This window comes from Streptomyces sp. NPDC014801, from assembly GCF_043082085.1.
Taxonomy (GTDB): Bacteria; Actinomycetota; Actinomycetes; order Streptomycetales; family Streptomycetaceae; genus Streptomyces.
On the sequence record NZ_JBIBXG010000003.1, the window covers coordinates 323,220 to 339,485 of the forward strand.

Genomic DNA, 16,266 nt, shown 5'->3' on the forward strand with positions numbered 1-16,266 from the left:
GCGTTCAAACTTAAAAGTCTGACTTATTCGCCGGAAGGTCTGCGTGTGTCAGCCTGTGGTGAAAGTGGGACACCGAGCGCACGACCGGGACGGCACGAGAAGGACATGGCGGACACAACCAGGCAAGACGGCGACGACGAGGGTGCTGACGCGATCAGAACGTTCCCCTTCCCGGTCGATCTCAGCGTCGGCGGTGTGGGCATGCAGGTCGGCCCCATGGGCGCCGGCCGCACCTGGCACGCCGAAGCACCGCTCGAACGCGTCCACCGCATCGACTTCCACGTCGTCCTGTTCTTCACCGACGGTCCCGTGCGCCACATGGTCGACTTCGCCGAGTACGAGGCGAACGCCGGTGACGTGCTGTGGATCCGCCCCGGCCAGGTCCACCGCTTCTCGAAGGGGAGCGGGTACCGCGGAACCGTCCTGACCATGCAACCCGGCTTCCTGCCCCGCGCCACCGTCGAGGCCACCGGCCTGTACCGCTACGACCTGCCGCCGCTGCTCCATCCCGGCCCCGCCCAACTCGCCGGACTGCGCGCCTCCCTCGACCAGCTGCAACGCGAGTACGAGGACACCGACACCCTCCCGGCCGGCCTGCACACGGCGGTCCTGCGGCACAGCCTGACCGCGTTCCTGCTGCGCCTCGCGCACCTGGCCGCCAGCGCGCCCGAGGCCGCACGGCACCAGGCCGACACCACCTTCACCCGCTTCCGGGACGCCGTCGAGCAGGGCTTCGCCACCAACCACAGCGTCAGCGCCTACGCCGACGCCCTCGGTTACTCCCGCCGCACCCTGGTCCGCGCCGTGCGCGCCGCCACCGGCGAGACCCCCAAGGGATTCATCGACAAACGGGTCGTCCTGGAGGCCAAACGCCTCCTGGCCCACACCGACCTGCCCATCGGCCGGGTCGGCGTGGCGGTCGGCTTCCCGGACGCGGCGAACTTCTCCAAGTTCTTCCACCAGCACACCGACCAGACCCCGGCGGCCTTCCGGGCGGACCTGCGGTAAAGGCCGCCGTGCGGGCGCGAGGCGATCGCCCGTAGGGCACCGCCGGTCAGGCGTCGGCCGTCAGACGCCGGCCGCCAGGGCGAGAGCCGCCAGGGCCTGCGGGGCGCCGGGCTGGTCGCGAACGCCCGGGAAGGCGTTGATGTCCACGATCAGCGGGACGCCGCCACCCGTGTCGAGGACGTCCACCCCGTAGACGTCCAGGCCGAAGACCTCGCCGACCCGGTGCACCAGGGCGGCCCAGCCGGGCGGCAGGCTTCCGAGGCCGAGCGGCACGGTCGGGCCGCGCCCCTCGGGGGACAGCTCGGAGCGGCGCAGTGCCGCGAAGACGCGGTCCCCGATCGCCCACAGTTTGTGGTCCCAGCCGCTGTTGGGGACGAAGTCCTGCACCACCACGGCCTCCCGGGGGTGCGCGGCGGCCAGTTCGGCCAGTCGCCCCTCACTGTCCACCCGGGCCACCAGATCGTGCTTGCGGCTGTGCCGGCTCTTGACCACCAGCGGCCCGCGAAGCCCCGGCCCGTCGGCGAGCCGGGCGAGCGTGGCATGGAACCGGGTGGGCGCGAACGGCAGGCCGGCCCGCCGGGCGTGCTCCGCCATCGCCACGCGGTCCTGGCACAACGCGGTCGCGGCAGCCGAGTTCAACACCCGAGCCCCGCGTCCCTCCAGCGCGCGGGCGAGCGAAATCGCCCGCGGCGTACGCGCCTTGAGCAGATACACGTCGGCCAGGGGCTCGGACCGTCCGGGCACTCCCGCCGTCTCCGGATCCAGAACCCGCACCGTGTGCCCGTCGGCGAGCAGCGCGGTGGCGGCGGCCAGCAGGGGATGCCCGGGAGCGGAGGTGATCAGGCCGATCCTCATCCGGTCTTGCCCACCGCCAGCGGAACCTGCGCCGGCCCGGAACGCGGCCCTGGCGCGGCCGGGAACACGGGCGGTCCGGCCGGCGGCACGGTGCCCTGAGCCCGCTGCTCGGGCATCCGCGGGACGGTCCCCTCGGGCGCGTCGGCCCGGCTCCCGGCGGCCGCCAGCGCGAGCACCGCCCGCGCCACCCGTGCGGCCGCGTCGGGGACCTGGCGGAAGCTCGGGAAATCGTTCACGTCGACGACCACGGGGCCGTCCGGCCCCAGCACCACGTCCACGCCGTACAGGTCGAGGCCGTAGACCGCCCCGGCGCGGGCGGCGATGGCGGCCACCTCGGCCGTCAGCGGCACCCGGCGCTCGGGCACCGCGTGCTCGGGGTGCAGCGGGGAGCGGCGCTCGGTCGCGTACAACTCGCCGCCCACGCAGTACACCTTGATGTCGACCCCCGAGTTGGGGATGTACGGCTGGGCGATGAGCATGCCCTGAGCCGCCAGTTCACCGGTCATCGCCGTGAGGTGGCCGGGTGACGTCACCAGGTGCACCGCTCGCCCGGAACTGCCGTCGGCGGGCTTCACCACGATCGGGTACTCCGACTCCGGTATCTGCGCCAGCATCTCGGGCCGGGCGGCCGCGTAGGTGGGCGGCAGCGGCAGCCCGCTGCCGCGGCCGATCGACGCGGCCAGCGCCTTGTCCCGGACGCCGCGGATCGAGCGGGCGTCGTTGATCGTGGTCGTCCCGGCCGCGGCGGCGGCCTCCAGCAGGGTCAGTCCCGGCCCGCCGGAGACCGTCTTGAGGATCCAGGCGTCGTGCCCCGCGCCGTGCAGCGCCTCCGTCATGTGCAGCAGCGAGCCGCCCGGCCGCACCACGTCCACCTGGTGTCCCCAGGACGTCAGTTGGCGGATCACCTCGACCGGCATGCCGTCGTGGCGGTACTGCTCCTCCACCAGAAAGCAGAGTTTCATCGATCTACCCCGACCCCCCGGACGCCCGCCCTCGTCGTCGGGCATCCTGTGACGTCCTGTGCCGACACAGGATGCCATGTCCGTCTCGGCGGGCATCGGGGGGCAAAGCGGGGTGCGTGGCGCGGGGAGCCGGTACATGCCGCCTCCCCGGCGCCGTACGGGCCGTTCAGTGCCCGAAGTCGAACCAGTTCACGTTGACGAAGTCCGCGGGCTGGCCGCTGGAGAACGTCAGATAGACGTCGTGGACGCCCGTGACGGCGCTGATGTTCGCCGGGACGGTCCGCCAGGACTGCCAGCCACCGGTGTTGGCCAGGGCGAAGCTGCCGATCGGGGCGTTGCTCCGGCTGTCGAGACGCACCTCGACCAGCCCGCTCACCCCGGCCGCCGCGCCGCTCGCGACCCGCGCGTAGAACTGCCGGGCGGCCGTGGACCCGAAGTCGACGCCCTTGTACAGGGCCCAGTCACCGTTCGCCACGGCACCGATGTTCTGCCCGCCGCCGCTGTCGGAGGTCGCCTCGGTGATGGTGCCCGACTGACCGTCGTAGGACTCGGCTTGGATGGGGCTGTAGGCGTCGCGGTTGCCGGTGGGCGGGGGAGTGGTACCGCTCCCACCGGCCGTCAGCACCTGGACGTAGTCCACGACCATCGGATGCCCGGGCTGGGTGTCGCCGTCGAGGCCTCCGCCGAAGGCGTCCGGGAAGCCGCCGCCCATGGCCACGTTGAGGATGACGAAGAATCCGTGGTTGGTGGCGTTGGCCCAGGTGGTCGCGTCCATCTGGTTCGCGGTGACGGTGTGGTAGACGACGCCGTCGACCGAGAAGCGGATGGCCTCAGGGCTGACCGAGCGGTCCCACTCCATCGCGTAGGTGTGGAAGCCGGACTGGCAGGTGCTGCCGGGACAGGCGGTGGAGTTGCCGATGCCGGTGGTCTCGTTGCAGGGGCCGCCGGGGCTGGTGCCGCAGTGCATCGTGGCCCACACCGTGTTCAGGCCCTGCACGTTCTCCATGATGTCCAGCTCGCCGACGCCGGGCCAGTTCTGGTAGTTGCCCCGGTACGGCGCGCCCAGCGCCCAGAACGCCGGCCAGTAGCCCTCGGCGGCGGTCCCGGTGACGTTCGGCATCTGGATGCGGCCCTCGACCCGCAGCTTCCCGCCGGCCGGCGGCTGGAAGTCGGTCCGCTTGGTCTCGATCCGGCCCGACGTCCAGCGCCCGGAGGAGTCCCTGAGCGGGGTGATGCGCAGATTGCCGCTGCCGTCGAGCGAGACGTTGCCGGTGCTGCTGGTCATCGTCTCGACCTCACCGGTACCCCAGTTGGCGGGGCCGCCGGGGTACGACGTCCCGGTGTCGTACTGCCAGTTGGAGGTGTTGACACCGGAGCCGGCCGGACCGTCGAAGTCGTCGAGGAAGACCCGCGTCCAGCCGGACGGCGGCGTGGGCGCGGCGGCACCGGCGGACGGAGCGAGGACACCGGCCGCGGCGGCGGCCAGCCCCAGGGTGCCGAGAACAGCGACCAGAGCCCGCCGCAGCGGGCGTCTGGCAGGGGATGTGGACATGGAATGCCTCTCACGAGCGGGTATGGGGGGAGCGCTTGAGAGCGCTCTCAGAATGTGCTCCCACCCGCGAACCCCGTCAAGAGGTTGAACACGCGAAAGTCCTTCAAGACCAGGGGAGTTCACCTCATGAATGCCGCGAAGGGGGTGAAGAACGCGGCGAACCCCGACCCCGCGAGCCACGATGGCGCGGTAGCCGCCGACGGCGGGAAGGGGACGCGGCGGGGGGTGTCCGCCCGCAGCGGACGGCATTGCCTTCGGGTGCCCTCTTGGAAAGAGGTAAGGCCGTACCGAGGACGGACACCCCCCCCGCCGCGGCCCCGACCCACCCACCCGCAGGACGCGCTACATCAGCCCCCACCGGACAGGAACGGGCCGCCGCAGGCACCCAGGGGCGCGGGGAACTGCGCGACCAGCCACGACGAGCCCCGCACCCGGCAACGAAACCGCACCCACCCGCACAGCCGCCGCAGGCACCCGCACCCACCCGCACAGCCGCCGCAGGCACACCGCAGGCACCCCGCGACAACTCACGACGAGCCCCGCACCCGGCACCGAAACCGCACCCACCCGCAAAGCCGCCGCACCCCAGCTCACCCGCGGAGCGTTAGGCTGGCACCCCGTGACGCAAGAGGCAGGAGCGCCATGAGGCTCACAATTCTCGGCGGCGGCGGATTCCGCGTCCCCCTGGTGTACGGCGCGCTGCTGACGGACCGCGCGGAGGGCCGCGTGACGGACGTCGTCCTGCACGACGTCGACCCCGACCGGCTGTCCGCGATCTCCCGCGTCCTGGCCGAGCAGGCGACCGGCGTGGCCGACGCACCCCGCGTCACGACGACCACCGACCTCGACGACGCCCTGCGCGGCGCCGACTTCGTCTTCTCCGCGATCCGCGTCGGCGGCCTCCAGGGCCGCGCCGACGACGAACGGGTCGCGCTCGCCGAGGGAGTCCTCGGCCAGGAGACGGTCGGCGCGGGCGGCATCGCCTACGGCCTGCGCACGGTCCCGGTCGCCGTCGACATCGCGGCCCGCGTCGCCCGGCTGGCCCCCGACGCCTGGGTCATCAACTTCACCAACCCCGCCGGACTGGTCACCGAGGCCATGTCCCGCCACCTCGGCGACCGGGTCATCGGCATCTGCGACTCACCGGTCGGCCTCGGCCGCCGTATCGCCCGGGTGCTGGGCGCCGATCCGGGCCGGGCGTGGATCGACTACGTCGGCCTCAACCACCTCGGCTGGGTCCGCGGCCTGCGCGTCGAAGGCCGCGACGAACTGCCGCGCCTGCTCGCCGACCCAGGCCTGCTCGGGTCGTTCGAGGAGGGCAGGCTGTTCGGCGCCGAGTGGCTGTGGTCGCTGGGCGCGATCCCGAACGAGTATCTGCACTACTACTACTTCAACCGCGAGACGGTCCGCGCCTACCGGGAGGCGGAGCTGACCCGCGGCGCGTTCCTGCGCCAGCAGCAGGCCCGCTTCTACGACGAGGCGCGCGACGCGGCCACGCCCGCCCTGGCCGCCTGGAACCGCACCCGGGCCGAGCGCGAGGCGACGTACATGGCCGAGAACCGGGAGGCCGCCGGCGCGGGCGAGCGCGAGGCGGACGACCTGTCCGGCGGCTACGAGAAGGTGGCGCTGGCGCTGATGCGGGCCATCGCGCGGGACGAGCGCACCACGCTGATCCTCAATGTGCGCAACCGCTCCACGCTGTCGGTGCTGGACGCCGAGGCCGTCATCGAGGTGCCGTGCCTGGTCGACGCGAACGGCGCCCACCCGGTCGCGGTCGATCCGCTGCCCGGTCACGCCACCGGGCTGGTCTGCGCGGTGAAGGCGGTCGAGCGGGAGGTGCTCGCCGCGGCGGAGTCGGGCTCGTACGCGACGGCGGTGAAGGCGTTCGCGCTGCACCCGCTGGTGGACTCGGTGACGGTGGCCCGGCGTCTGGTGGACGGGTACCGGGCGGTGCACCCGGGGCTGGCGTATCTGAGGTAGCGGGGTGTCCCGGTCCGGCCGGCCGCTCCCCCGTGAAGCGGCCGGCCGGCACGGTCCCCCGTGCTTCCCCCGTCCCCCGTACTTCCCCCGTGCTTTCCCCCGCAGGACCCCGGGTCCGTACTTCCCCCGTGCTTCCCCCGTCCGGGATCCCGTCGTGCTTCCCCCGTTCCCTCGATAGCAGGAGCACCGGGGCCGCCGTCTGATACACCCCTGCCGGAAAAAGTTCCCCCCGGCGCCGGAAGCCGGGGGGAACGCGGGGAAGGGAGGGAGGTAGGGGCCGGGTGTCAGCCCGTGAACCCGGCGGTGATGGACGTGAACTGCCAGTTCGTCTGGCTGGTGCCGGAGCAGTTCTCCGCGACGCCGCCGCCCGGGCAGGGCCGGTCACGGTTGACGGACCAGAAGGCGAGCCGGGCGATGTGGTGGGAGTTGGCCCAGTCGCGGATCTGGGTCCAGATCTGCGGGGTGGTGTTCTCCTGCTGGTCGGAGAGCCCGTTCATGCCGGAGATGCCGATGTGCGCGTAGGCGGTGGCGTCGTCCCAGCCGAAGGTGGACTTCAGCTTGGCCTTCAGCCCCTCGGCCGCGTTCACGGTGTTGCCGTACATGTCCGAGCCGCCGCCGAAGTCGAACGGCATGATGGTGAAGACGTCGATGTCGGCGCCCAGCGACTTGGCCTGCTCGATGAGCCGGTTGCCGTAGTACGTGGGTCCGGTGGTGGACGTCCCGAAGGTCACGATGGTCTTCAGGCCGGGGTTGTTCGCCTTGACCGTCTTCAGCGCGGTGAGGATCTTCGCCTGGACGGCCTCGTTCTCGAACTCGTCGGTGTTCTCGATGTCCATGTCGATCGCCTTCAGGCCGTAGGCGTCGATCACCTTCTGGATGGCCCCGGCCAGCGCGCTCGCGGAGGAGCAGTTGGCGCCGAGCTTGCTGCCCTGCCAGCCGCCGAAGGAGGGGACGATGTCGCCGCCGGCCGCGCGGATGGCGTTGATGGCGGACTGGTCGACCCCGCCGGTCAGCGCCCGCTGTCCGTCCCAGGCCGGGGTGCAGCCGCCGGAGTCCAGCACGAAGGCCATCGTGAACCACTTGATGCCGGTCGCGCTCATCACCGTCGTCGGGCTCGGCGGGTCGCCCCAGCCCTCGTACAGGTAGGGCGCGGCCTGCTTGAAGCCGCCGCCTCCGCCGCCGCTGCCCGCGTCGGTGGTGACGGTGACCGCGTTGGAGGCGCCGGAGACGTTCCCGGCCGCGTCCCGTGCCTTCACGGTGAAGGTGTAACTCGTGCTCGCCGACAGGCCGCTGACCGTGGCGCTGGTGCCGGAGGCGCTCGCCACCTTGCTCGCGCCGCTGTAGACGTCGTAGCCGGTGACGCCGACGTTGTCGCTGGAGGCGTTCCACTTCAGCGACACGCTCGAGGACGTCTTGCCGGTGGAGGCCAGGCCCGTCGGCGCGGTCGGCGCCTGGGTGTCGGAGCCGCCGCCACCGCCGCCCGGGCCGTCGAGGTTGATGTCGTCGGCGTAGTAGGTGCCCTGGGCGTACCAGCCGTGGACGTAGATGGTGGCGCTGGTCTGGGAGGCGCCGGTGGTGAAGGACACCGACAGCTGGCTGTACGCCGACGGCGACGACGTCCAGGTGGAGGCGCCGCCGTCCACGCCGAGGTAGACGTAGGAGCCGCGCACCCAACCGGAGAGCGAGTACGTGGTGTTGGGCTGGACGGCGACGGTCTGGCTGCACCGGGCGATGTCGCTCGACGTCACCGCGCCGGCGAGGGCCTTGGTGCCGCCGTGCACGGGGGAGGAGACGACCGAGCCGAGGTTGCCGGTGCAGGACCAGGGGGAGAGGGAGCCGGACTCGAAGCCGGCGTTGCCGAGGATGTTGGCGGCCTCGGCGGTCCCCGGCAGGGCGATGGCCCCGGCCAGGGCGAGGGCGCCGGAGCCGAGCAGAGCGAGGAGCCGACGCACGGGGCGTCTGGGGGGTGTGGTGCGCACGCGATCTCCCTGAAGGAATGGGGGTGTTCGGGAGTGCACGGATGTGCGGTGTGATGCGCCACCAATTTGGTATGGACCAATCCGTCCGTCAAGGGATCCGACGGGATTGGTCCATACCGGTGAGGGTTATGTCCCTAAAGGGGTACGACGATCCCCTCGCGGGCGACGGCGGACTCGGCCCGCTGCGCCGGCAACGTCACCGAGCGCAGGGCGCGCGGTCCCGCGACCACCGTGTAGTCCGCGCCCAGGAACGGCGGTTCGATCACCCCGGGGTCCTCGCCCAGGGCCAGCTTCACCGCCGCCCACGGCACGTTCACCCCGCACAGCGACAGCTGGTGCAGACCGCCGGCGGGGCGGGAGTTGACGTCCATCAGCACCGGGTGGTCGCCGAACATGCGGAACTGCACGTTGGACAGGTGGTGCAGCCCGAAGCCCTCGGCGATGCGGCGGGCCGGCTCCAGCCACCGCTCGTGCAGTGTGAAGCCGCGGCGGCGGCCGTTCTTGGTGCGGCCGACGGCCAGCCGGATCCGGTTGTCCGGGCCGGTGAGGCAGTCCACCGACACCTCCGGCTGCTCCAGCCGCGGCATCACCAGCCAGTCCACCGGCTCCTCGGCCCGCCGCAGCGCGTCCACGACCAGATCGAGATTGACGTAGGGGCTGGGGAAGCCGCTGAGCTGGACCAGGGAGAAGGGGGCCCGGGTGATCACGCGGAAGCCGACCCCGCCCGCGCCGGAGGCCGGTTTGAAGCACGCCGTGTGCCCGGCGGCCTCCAACTCCTGCACGGCGGCGAGGAGTTCGTCCGCGTTGCGGACCCGCCACCAGGGCGGTACCGGCACCCCGATGGCCCGTACGGCCTCGTAGGCGACCACCTTGTCCTCGAAGACGGCGATCGCCTCCGGCGTCGGTGCGAGCAGCGCCGTGCCGGCCGCGGCGAACTCCGCGCGGTGCGCGGCGATCGCGGCCTGGTGCAGCCGGGGCACGAACACGTCGATGCCGCGCCGCCGGCACTGGTCGAGCGCGTACTCGACGTACGCCGACGACGACAGGCCCTCCGGCTCCAGCTCGGCCGTGTCCGCGGCGGCCAGCACCGGGGAGTCGGGGTCGCCGTGCGTGGCATGGATCTCCACGGCCCGGTCGTCGGGATTTCGCCGCAGCTGATCCATGAAGAACACGTTCTCCGCGTACGTGCGGTTGAGCCAGACGCGTACGCGAGAGACCATGCAGGCCGCCTTTCACGGTCGGCGGGCAGGGCGAAGCGGCCCGTGCCCGGGCAGGAGAGAGGGAGGGACACCGAACCGCCCTGCAATCAGGGGAGCTTCGGCGGTGGTGTCGGGGGGATCATACGGCTTCCCGGCACCCCCGCGTGCAACGCGTGTGTTACGCCTTCCCCACCCCCACGAACAACGCCCCCACCACCCCACCCGGACCGCCCCGTGGCCCCGCCCGCTGCCACCCCGGCGACCTGCTGTGGCGGACCCCCGACCGGCCCGGGCAGGGGGCCGGACGGCGCGCGGGGGCCCGGCCAACACGGCGGGCCCCGGCCAGCACGCGGGCCAGCGACCCGGCGCCGGTCCGGCGCCCGGCGCCCGGCGGTCCGGGGACCCGCGCAGGGTCGGTCGGGCCGTCTCCTCACGCCAGGCGCCGACCCGTTCACGTGCCACGGCCCGTACGCCGCCCGCGCCGCTGCTCGGGATCCGTGCATCGCCGGCCCGGCGATCTCCCGAGGGGGCGCCCCGCTGCGCTGCCCGCCAGGGGTCTGGGGCGCCTGCCGGCTCGTGTGGTGGCACCCCGCCACGGTCTGCGTGCCACCGGTCCGGGCCCCGCGGCTGCCTGTTCGAGGCCTGCAGCCGCCGGCGCGGCAGCCCACGCGACACCGGCCTGATAGCCCCCTGCAACCGTGCTCAGCCCAGCCTGCGCGCCACCGACCCCGCGCTCTGCGTGCCGGCGATCCGACCCCTCGCGCACCGCGAGCCCGTGCCTCGCGCGCCGCGACCCCGCCCCCGCCGGCCCGGGCCGCCGGCCTCGGCCGGGGATGGTCTTGTTCGGGGCGGGGGGATGTGTTCTGGTGGGGGCGTCGGGGACTGGGAGGGGGAGGGCGTGGGATCGAGGGACCGGGGCGGCGGCCGGCTGCTCGGCATCAGTGACCTGCACATCGGCTATCCCGAGAACCGGGCCCTGGTGGAGGAGATGCGCCCGCACACCGACGACGACTGGCTGCTGGTGGCCGGGGACGTCTCGGAGTCCGTGGCCGACGTCCGCTGGGCCCTGAAGACTCTCGCGGGCCGCTTCCGCCAGGTCGTGTGGGCGCCGGGCAACCACGAGCTGTGGACCCATCCGAAGGACCCGGTGACGCTGCGCGGCGTCGCCCGCTACGAGCACCTGGTGAGCGTCTGCCGCGACCTCGGCGTCCTCACGCCCGAGGACGACTACGCCGTGTGGGAGGGCCCGGGCGGCCCCGTCGCGATCGCCCCGCTCTTCCTGCTGTACGACTACTCCTTCCTGCCGGCCGGCTGCACCACCAAGGAGGAGGGTCTGGCCTACGCGCGGGGCACCGGCGTCGTCTGCACCGACGAGCACCTGCTGCACCCCGACCCCTATCCGAGCCGCGAGGCATGGTGCCGGGCGCGGGTGACCGAGACCGAGCGCCGGCTGGCCGCGCTGCCCGACGGCCTTCCCGTGGTGCTGGTCAACCACTACCCGCTGCACCGCCATCCGACCGAGGTGCTGTGGTACCCGGAGTTCGCGATGTGGTGCGGCACCACGCTCACCGCCGACTGGCACCGCCGTTTCGACGTCGCCGCGATGGTCTACGGCCATCTGCACATCCCGCGCACCACGCACCAGGACGGGGTCCGCTTCGAGGAGGTCTCGGTGGGCTACCCGCGCGAGTGGCGCAAGCGGTCCGCACCGCCGGGGCGGCTGCGGCGCATCCTGCCGGCGGAGGTGACCGGGGCGTGATCGAGGAGCTGCTGCCGACCGGCGTCGTCGCCGTCGAGACCCACGACCTGGACGGCGCCGACGAGTCCCTGCTGTCCCCGCAGGAGGCGGCCGTCGTGGCGCAGGCGGTGCCCAAGCGGCGCCGCGAGTTCGCCGCCGTACGGGCGTGCGCCCGGCGCGCGATGGAGAAGCTCGGCGTGGAACCGCAGCCCCTGCTGCCCGGGGAGCGCGGCGCGCCGCGCTGGCCCGCGGGCCTGACCGGCAGCATGACGCACTGCGACGGCTACGCGGCCGCCGCACTGGTCGCCGCCGCCGATCTGGCCTCCCTCGGCATCGACGCCGAGCCGCACGCGCCGCTGCCGGACGGGGTCCTGCCCACGGTGGCCCTGCCCACGGAGCGGCGGCGGCTGGCGGAACTGGCCGCCGCGCGGCCCGGACTGTGCGGGGACCGGCTGCTGTTCAGCGCCAAGGAGTCCGTCTACAAGGCGTGGTTCCCGCTGACCGGGCTGTGGCTGGACTTCACCGAGGCCGACATCGACCTGCGGCCGGACCCGGACGGCGGTCCGCACGGCACCCTGCACGCCGAACTGCTCGTCCCCGGGCCCTCGGTGGGCGGCCGCGTCGTCCAGCACTTCGAGGGCCGCTGGACGGCCCGCCACGGGCTGCTCGCCACGGCCGTCACCGTCCCGCACGCCTGACGGCCACCCCCTTGCGCGGTCAGCGGCACCAGCTGTGCAGCAGCCGGAAGAACGCCTCCTCGTTGCCCGCGAGCCCCGCCTCGCTCAGCGCCTGCTCGGCCTCCGCCAGCACGGCGGGCACCACCGCGGGCGGTCCGGGCTCGCCCGGCGGTTCGGCCCCGTCGTCGCAGACGGCCCGGACGGTGTGCAGCAGCCGCAGATAGGCCTGTACGGCGACGCGCTCGCGGTCGGTCAGTACGGTGGTCGGCATCAAGGCACCCCTCCCCGTGTCGGCATGATGCCCCCAGCTTGCCGCCCCCCACTGACAATCGCCGGTACCCGCTCCGCCGACGCGCACGGCCACCGGCCGAAGACCCACCGCACGGAGCCACCGCACAGAGCCCCCGCGCACAGCCATCCCACGGCGCCCGCCGCGCGGCACCCGTACCCCGCGCTCCGGCCATATCGCCGTACCGCTCAGCCCTGCGGCCCCGGATAGCCCAGCGACGCCTCGATGCGGCCCGCCAGCCGGTCCCGCTGGATCGGCGCCCGCCGGGCCGTGCACGCGAGCCACGTGCGGCACCGGCTGGCCAGCAGCAGGCCGAAGGTCTCGGCCTCCCGTTCCTCGGCCTCGTCGAAGCGGGTGCGCGCGGCCACCGAGCGGACCGTCGCCTGCAGGTCGACGCCGTCGCCCAGCAGCCGGGCCCCGACCGAGGCGCCGTCGACGTGGTGACCGCTGTGCCCGGCCTGCATGTGCCACAGCTCGTGCCCGAGGATCACCAACTGGTGGTCGGGCGTGGTGCGTTCCTCCAGCACGACCAGGTCCTGGTCGGCCATGTCGAGCCACAGCCCGCTGGCCGTGCCGGGCGGGAAGGCCGACGTGCGCAGCCGCACCGGCCGTCCCCGGCGCCGCCCCATCGCGTCGCACAGCGCGGTGTACAGCTCGACGGGCGGCGCCGGTGCCGGCAGGTCGAGTTCGGTGACCAGTTCGCCGCACAGACGGCGCATGTCCCTGGCGATGCCCACGGTCCTCCCCCGGCTCACGACTCGGGCCGCTTGACGCTCTCCAGAAGCATGTCCAGCCATTCGGCGACCTTGTCGCGATGCTGGTCGGTGGGCAGTTGCGCGGCCCGCCAGGCGATGCCCCGCACGCCGTGGTCCTGCAGCAGCCGCTCCAGCGGGTCGTCGGCGGCCGCGGCCGCCGCCCGTTCCCGGTCGGCGAGCTTCTGCAGCAGCTCCTGCTCGGTGCGCTGCAGGGCGCCCGCGAGCGCCTCGGGGTCCTCGGCGGTCAGGAAGCCGGCGTGCACCCGGAAGAAGCGCTGCAGCGCGTCGCAGTGCTCCATCGTGGGGCGCCGGTCGCCGTTGATGAGGGCGCCCGCCTGCTGCCGCGACATGCCCGCGCCGTCGGCGATCTCCTGCTGGGTGTAGCGGCGGCCGTTGGGCTTGAGCCGGGTGCGGCGCAGCAGGTCCAGGCGTTGCAGGAAGCGCGCCTGGACGTCCGGTTCGCCCGCCGGGCAGCCGCTGAGCAGGGCCTTGACGACCGGCTCGGGGACCCCGCAGGACACGGACAGGCGCGCGGTGTCGAACACCTCGGAGTGCGGCACGCCGAGCCGGTCGGCGAGCGCGGTGACCCGGGTGACGACGGCGGACAGCACAGCGGACGGAGTGGCGTCCGGAACCTCGAAGCCATCCGTCACCGACAGGTCTCCCACGTCTCTCACAGCCCTCTCACAGGCGTGTCGCGCCGCACCGGCAGTCGTGAACTGCCCGGAGATTATCCGCTGGTTCGAACTTCCATCCAGGTCTCGCCACAACTGTGGCCAATTTCAGCCGTCAACGAGCGCGGAATGCCACGATAGTTGACACGGCAAGTGTCCGGGCAGCAGGATCGGGGCGCCGCGAGAAGGCCGCAGAGTCATAAGGGGTGACCTCCCGATGGCATATCAGGCAGGTGGGCAGCGGCCGGCGCCGCGGCCCGTCCCCGACTCTCCCGAGGCCCAGGCCTACCTCCAGGACTGCGCCACGCTGATGGCGGCGCTCCCGCTGCCGTCCCTGGTGGTGGACCACCGCTGGGACGTGGTGCTGGCGAACAACGCCTTTCAGACACTTTTCCGGGCGGTCGCCCCGCATCCGACGGCGATGCCGGGTGACAACTTCCTGCGGTTCGTGCTCTTCCACCCCGACGCCGGCTCCGTCCTCGGCGACCACGAGACCAGCTGGTGCCTGCCGATGCTGGCGCAGTTCCGCAGCGCCCTGGAGCGGCACGCGCACGACCCGGTGCTCCAGGCGGTGCGCCAGGACATCGCCCAGGACCCGATCATGGAGGCCGCGTTCCGGCAGGGGCTGCCGCACTGGATGCGCGCGGTGGGGGAGGAGGCCCTGCGCCACGACGGCGCGGTACGGCCCCTGCTGCACCCCGATCCGCGCCGGGGCGCCACCGAGTGCCGGCTGATCGACGAGACCACCCCGCTGCTGCGGGAGATGGGCTGCACCCGGCTGACCCTGGTGCTGCGCGAGCCCCGCCGCACGGCCCCACCCCCACGCGGCCGCCGCCGGGTCCGCTCGGCGGCCCACCTCACGGTGGTCCCCACCCCCGGTTCCTGACCGGACACCGCCGGCGTTCAGGTCGCCGACGGCGCCGGCCACCGGGGGAGGGGCGGCCGCGACGCCCACGAGCCGGGCCGCGACCCGACCGCCCGGGCCGCGGCGCACCGCGCTCTTCGTCACGCCCGCGGCAGTACGAGGTCACGCCCGCGGCAGCACCAGCAGCAACGGCACGTCCCCGCACGGCAGCAGCCGCATCCCCGGCAGGTCCACGGGCCGCCCGCGCTCCAGCGCCCCCGCGAAGTCGGTCCCCTTGGTGAGGGATCCGGCGAGGTGGGCGGGGTCGGCCGAGGCGGCCACCCGGCCGCGGGCGTTGACCAGCCGGGCCGGCACCGGCAGCGCCCGCAGCAGCGGCAGGACCGCCGCCTCGAAGTGCCGCAGGTACACGTCCGCCGCGGCCACCCCGACGAACCGGCCGTCGCTGCGGACCGGCGCGGACAGGGTGAGGCTGTACTCGTCGGAGCAGAGGTAGTCGACGTACGGACCGGCCACCGCGCGGCGCCCGGTGTCGCGGGGCAGCGCGAACCAGTCCCAGTGCGTGTAGTCCGAGTAGGCCGACTGCTCGGGATCCAGGTCCGGCAGCAGCGGCCGTACGTCCCCCTCGGGCCCGCACTGCCACCACTCCAGCCACGCCGGTACGTCCGCCAGCAGCCCGGGGGCCGCGACGAAGCCGACGCCGGAGACCAACTCCTGCCGCCGCAGCCGCAGATGCAGGCCCGGTCGCAGGGCGGCGAGGTCGGCGCTGGCGGGCCGCCGGCCGGCGGCGGTCACGGCGCCCAGCAGGGCCGCGGTGTCGTCCGCGGTCGCGGCGACGGCCGCGAACACCGCCTCCAGGGCGCCGCCCACCTCCCGTGCGACCTGCCGGGCGTCCCGGGCGGGTGCCGTGGCGACGAGGCCGGGGCTCGAGCTCATGGCACCCTCCAGCGGCCGGGGCCGTGACAGGCCTACAGGGCGAGCCGTACGGCGATCAGCCGTGCCGTCGACTCCCGTACGCACCGCTCGGCCAGTGCGCCGGCCGAGTCGTGGGCCCCATCTTGCACCGCCGAGATCACGGCGCGATGACGGTCCGCGACTTCTTCACGATATGCGCAGGCGTCCTCACCGAGGACCAGGCACAGCAGCGCCCCGACCTCCGTCTGCAGCACGACCTGCTCCCGGGTGAGCCGGGCCGACTGGGCGGCGGCGGCCAGCTCCACGTGGAAGCGGCCGTACATCCGGGCGCGGGCGGCCGCGTCCTCGGCGGCGGTGAACTCCTCGACCGTGCGCCGCAGCGGGGTCAGGTCCCCCGGCTCGGTGCGCTCGGCGGCCAGCCGGGCCGCCGCCCCCGACAGCGCCGCCCAGTGGTCGCCGAGGTCGCGCAGCTCCTCGGTGCTCCAGCCGCGCAGCCGGGAGCGCAGGCGCTCCTCGGCGGGCACGTCGGGCAGGGAGACGAAGCTGCCGCCGCCCCGGCCGCGCCGGGTGGTGACCAGGCCCTGCTGGCGCAGGGCCATGAGCGCCTCCCGCAGGGTCACGGTGGACACGCCGAGCTGCCCGGCCAGCTCGCTCTCGCCGGGCAGTTGCTCCCCGTCGGCGAGCAGGCCCAGCTCTATGGCGTCGCCGAGCCGGCGGACCACCGTCTCCACCCGGGCCCGGCTGTCGACGGGGGCGAAGACGGCTGCCCGGGCGCCGCCGGTCGTCTGCTGCTGCTTCACGGCCACCACCTTGTGCGTTGA

The 16,266-nt window shown here is 73.6% G+C and carries 15 protein-coding genes; 5 read left to right on the plus strand and 10 right to left on the minus strand.

The features are described 5' to 3' along the window. Nucleotides 1-105 precede the first annotated feature (105 nt). The gene (locus ACF1AL_RS08095) at nt 106-1,008 is read left to right on the plus strand and encodes a helix-turn-helix domain-containing protein (RefSeq protein WP_386911554.1); all 903 of its coding nucleotides are present in this window, start codon (nt 106-108) and stop codon (nt 1,006-1,008) included. Between the two features lie 60 nt (nt 1,009-1,068). Here ACF1AL_RS08095 and ACF1AL_RS08100 read toward each other — a convergent pair whose 3' ends face one another. From ACF1AL_RS08100 to ACF1AL_RS08110, 3 genes are all read right to left on the minus strand, one after another. Continuing rightward, nucleotides 1,069-1,863, minus strand: a complete 795-nt coding sequence (locus ACF1AL_RS08100; protein WP_391825587.1) for a RimK family alpha-L-glutamate ligase — start codon at nt 1,861-1,863, stop codon at nt 1,069-1,071. Continuing rightward, a complete protein-coding gene (locus ACF1AL_RS08105; RefSeq protein WP_391825588.1) occupies nt 1,860-2,825 on the minus strand; it encodes a RimK family alpha-L-glutamate ligase in 966 nt (321 codons plus the stop codon). The genes ACF1AL_RS08100 and ACF1AL_RS08105 overlap by 4 nt, the downstream gene beginning before the upstream one ends. 166 nt (nt 2,826-2,991) lie before the next feature. Further along, nucleotides 2,992-4,377: a glycoside hydrolase family 16 protein gene (locus ACF1AL_RS08110; protein WP_391825589.1), complete on the minus strand. Its 1,386-nt coding sequence runs from the start codon at nt 4,375-4,377 to the stop codon at nt 2,992-2,994. A gap of 642 nt (nt 4,378-5,019) precedes the next feature. On the opposite strand from ACF1AL_RS08110, the gene ACF1AL_RS08115 reads away from it, so the two are divergent. Then, nucleotides 5,020-6,357, plus strand: coding sequence for a 6-phospho-beta-glucosidase (locus tag ACF1AL_RS08115; protein ID WP_391825590.1), 1,338 nt, complete (start codon nt 5,020-5,022; stop codon nt 6,355-6,357). Between the two features lie 284 nt (nt 6,358-6,641). On the opposite strand, the gene ACF1AL_RS08120 is transcribed toward ACF1AL_RS08115, so the two are convergent. Together ACF1AL_RS08120 and ACF1AL_RS08125 are read right to left on the minus strand one after the other, a co-directional pair. Next, nucleotides 6,642-8,336, minus strand: a complete 1,695-nt coding sequence (locus ACF1AL_RS08120) for a carbohydrate binding domain-containing protein (protein WP_391825591.1) — start codon at nt 8,334-8,336, stop codon at nt 6,642-6,644. A 134-nt stretch (nt 8,337-8,470) separates the two neighbouring features. Further along, on the minus strand, nt 8,471-9,556 hold the full coding sequence (locus ACF1AL_RS08125) for an ATP-grasp domain-containing protein (protein ID WP_391658216.1): 1,086 nt from the start codon (nt 9,554-9,556) through the stop codon (nt 8,471-8,473). 877 nt (nt 9,557-10,433) lie between these two features. Between ACF1AL_RS08125 and ACF1AL_RS08130 the strand changes: the two genes are divergently transcribed. Beyond that, complete coding sequence (locus ACF1AL_RS08130) at nt 10,434-11,294, plus strand: metallophosphoesterase family protein (RefSeq protein ID WP_391825592.1); 861 nt, start codon at nt 10,434-10,436, stop codon at nt 11,292-11,294. Further along, complete coding sequence (locus tag ACF1AL_RS08135; protein WP_391825593.1) at nt 11,291-11,971, plus strand: 4'-phosphopantetheinyl transferase; 681 nt, start codon at nt 11,291-11,293, stop codon at nt 11,969-11,971. Before ACF1AL_RS08130 ends, ACF1AL_RS08135 begins: the two co-directional genes overlap by 4 nt. A gap of 19 nt (nt 11,972-11,990) precedes the next feature. On the opposite strand, the gene ACF1AL_RS08140 is transcribed toward ACF1AL_RS08135, so the two are convergent. From ACF1AL_RS08140 to ACF1AL_RS08150, 3 genes are all read right to left on the minus strand, one after another. Then, nucleotides 11,991-12,221, minus strand: coding sequence for a hypothetical protein (locus ACF1AL_RS08140; protein WP_391825594.1), 231 nt, complete (start codon nt 12,219-12,221; stop codon nt 11,991-11,993). 206 nt (nt 12,222-12,427) lie between these two features. Further along, nucleotides 12,428-12,958 (minus strand): toxin-antitoxin system, toxin component, encoded by a 531-nt coding sequence (locus tag ACF1AL_RS08145; RefSeq protein WP_366835049.1) that lies wholly within the window; start codon nt 12,956-12,958, stop codon nt 12,428-12,430. A gap of 32 nt (nt 12,959-12,990) precedes the next feature. Then, entirely contained in the window at nt 12,991-13,647 is a 657-nt protein-coding gene (locus ACF1AL_RS08150) for a helix-turn-helix transcriptional regulator (protein WP_366835050.1), read from the minus strand. A gap of 238 nt (nt 13,648-13,885) precedes the next feature. Between ACF1AL_RS08150 and ACF1AL_RS08155 the strand changes: the two genes are divergently transcribed. After that, a complete protein-coding gene (locus ACF1AL_RS08155; RefSeq protein WP_386416699.1) occupies nt 13,886-14,554 on the plus strand; it encodes a hypothetical protein in 669 nt (222 codons plus the stop codon). A gap of 141 nt (nt 14,555-14,695) precedes the next feature. Here ACF1AL_RS08155 and ACF1AL_RS08160 read toward each other — a convergent pair whose 3' ends face one another. Further along, on the minus strand, nt 14,696-15,466 hold the full coding sequence (locus tag ACF1AL_RS08160) for a cache domain-containing protein (RefSeq protein ID WP_391825595.1): 771 nt from the start codon (nt 15,464-15,466) through the stop codon (nt 14,696-14,698). Between the two features lie 32 nt (nt 15,467-15,498). Beyond that, on the minus strand, nt 15,499-16,245 hold the full coding sequence (locus tag ACF1AL_RS08165) for a FadR/GntR family transcriptional regulator (protein ID WP_391658219.1): 747 nt from the start codon (nt 16,243-16,245) through the stop codon (nt 15,499-15,501). Between the last annotated feature and the right edge of the window lie 21 nt (nt 16,246-16,266).

What these genes read in the sequence shown, in the direction of transcription:
- ACF1AL_RS08095 (WP_386911554.1), top strand. Translation starts at nt 106, where the DNA reads ATGGCGGACACAACCAGGCAAGACGGCGACGACGAGGGTGCTGACGCG.
- ACF1AL_RS08100 (WP_391825587.1), bottom strand. Translation starts at nt 1,863, where the DNA reads ATGAGGATCGGCCTGATCACCTCCGCTCCCGGGCATCCCCTGCTGGCC.
- ACF1AL_RS08105 (WP_391825588.1), bottom strand. Translation starts at nt 2,825, where the DNA reads ATGAAACTCTGCTTTCTGGTGGAGGAGCAGTACCGCCACGACGGCATG.
- ACF1AL_RS08110 (WP_391825589.1), bottom strand. Translation starts at nt 4,377, where the DNA reads ATGTCCACATCCCCTGCCAGACGCCCGCTGCGGCGGGCTCTGGTCGCT.
- ACF1AL_RS08115 (WP_391825590.1), top strand. Translation starts at nt 5,020, where the DNA reads ATGAGGCTCACAATTCTCGGCGGCGGCGGATTCCGCGTCCCCCTGGTG.
- ACF1AL_RS08125 (WP_391658216.1), bottom strand. Translation starts at nt 9,556, where the DNA reads ATGGTCTCTCGCGTACGCGTCTGGCTCAACCGCACGTACGCGGAGAAC.
- ACF1AL_RS08140 (WP_391825594.1), bottom strand. Translation starts at nt 12,221, where the DNA reads ATGCCGACCACCGTACTGACCGACCGCGAGCGCGTCGCCGTACAGGCC.
- ACF1AL_RS08145 (WP_366835049.1), bottom strand. Translation starts at nt 12,958, where the DNA reads ATGCGCCGTCTGTGCGGCGAACTGGTCACCGAACTCGACCTGCCGGCA.
- ACF1AL_RS08155 (WP_386416699.1), top strand. Translation starts at nt 13,886, where the DNA reads ATGGCATATCAGGCAGGTGGGCAGCGGCCGGCGCCGCGGCCCGTCCCC.
- ACF1AL_RS08160 (WP_391825595.1), bottom strand. Translation starts at nt 15,466, where the DNA reads ATGAGCTCGAGCCCCGGCCTCGTCGCCACGGCACCCGCCCGGGACGCC.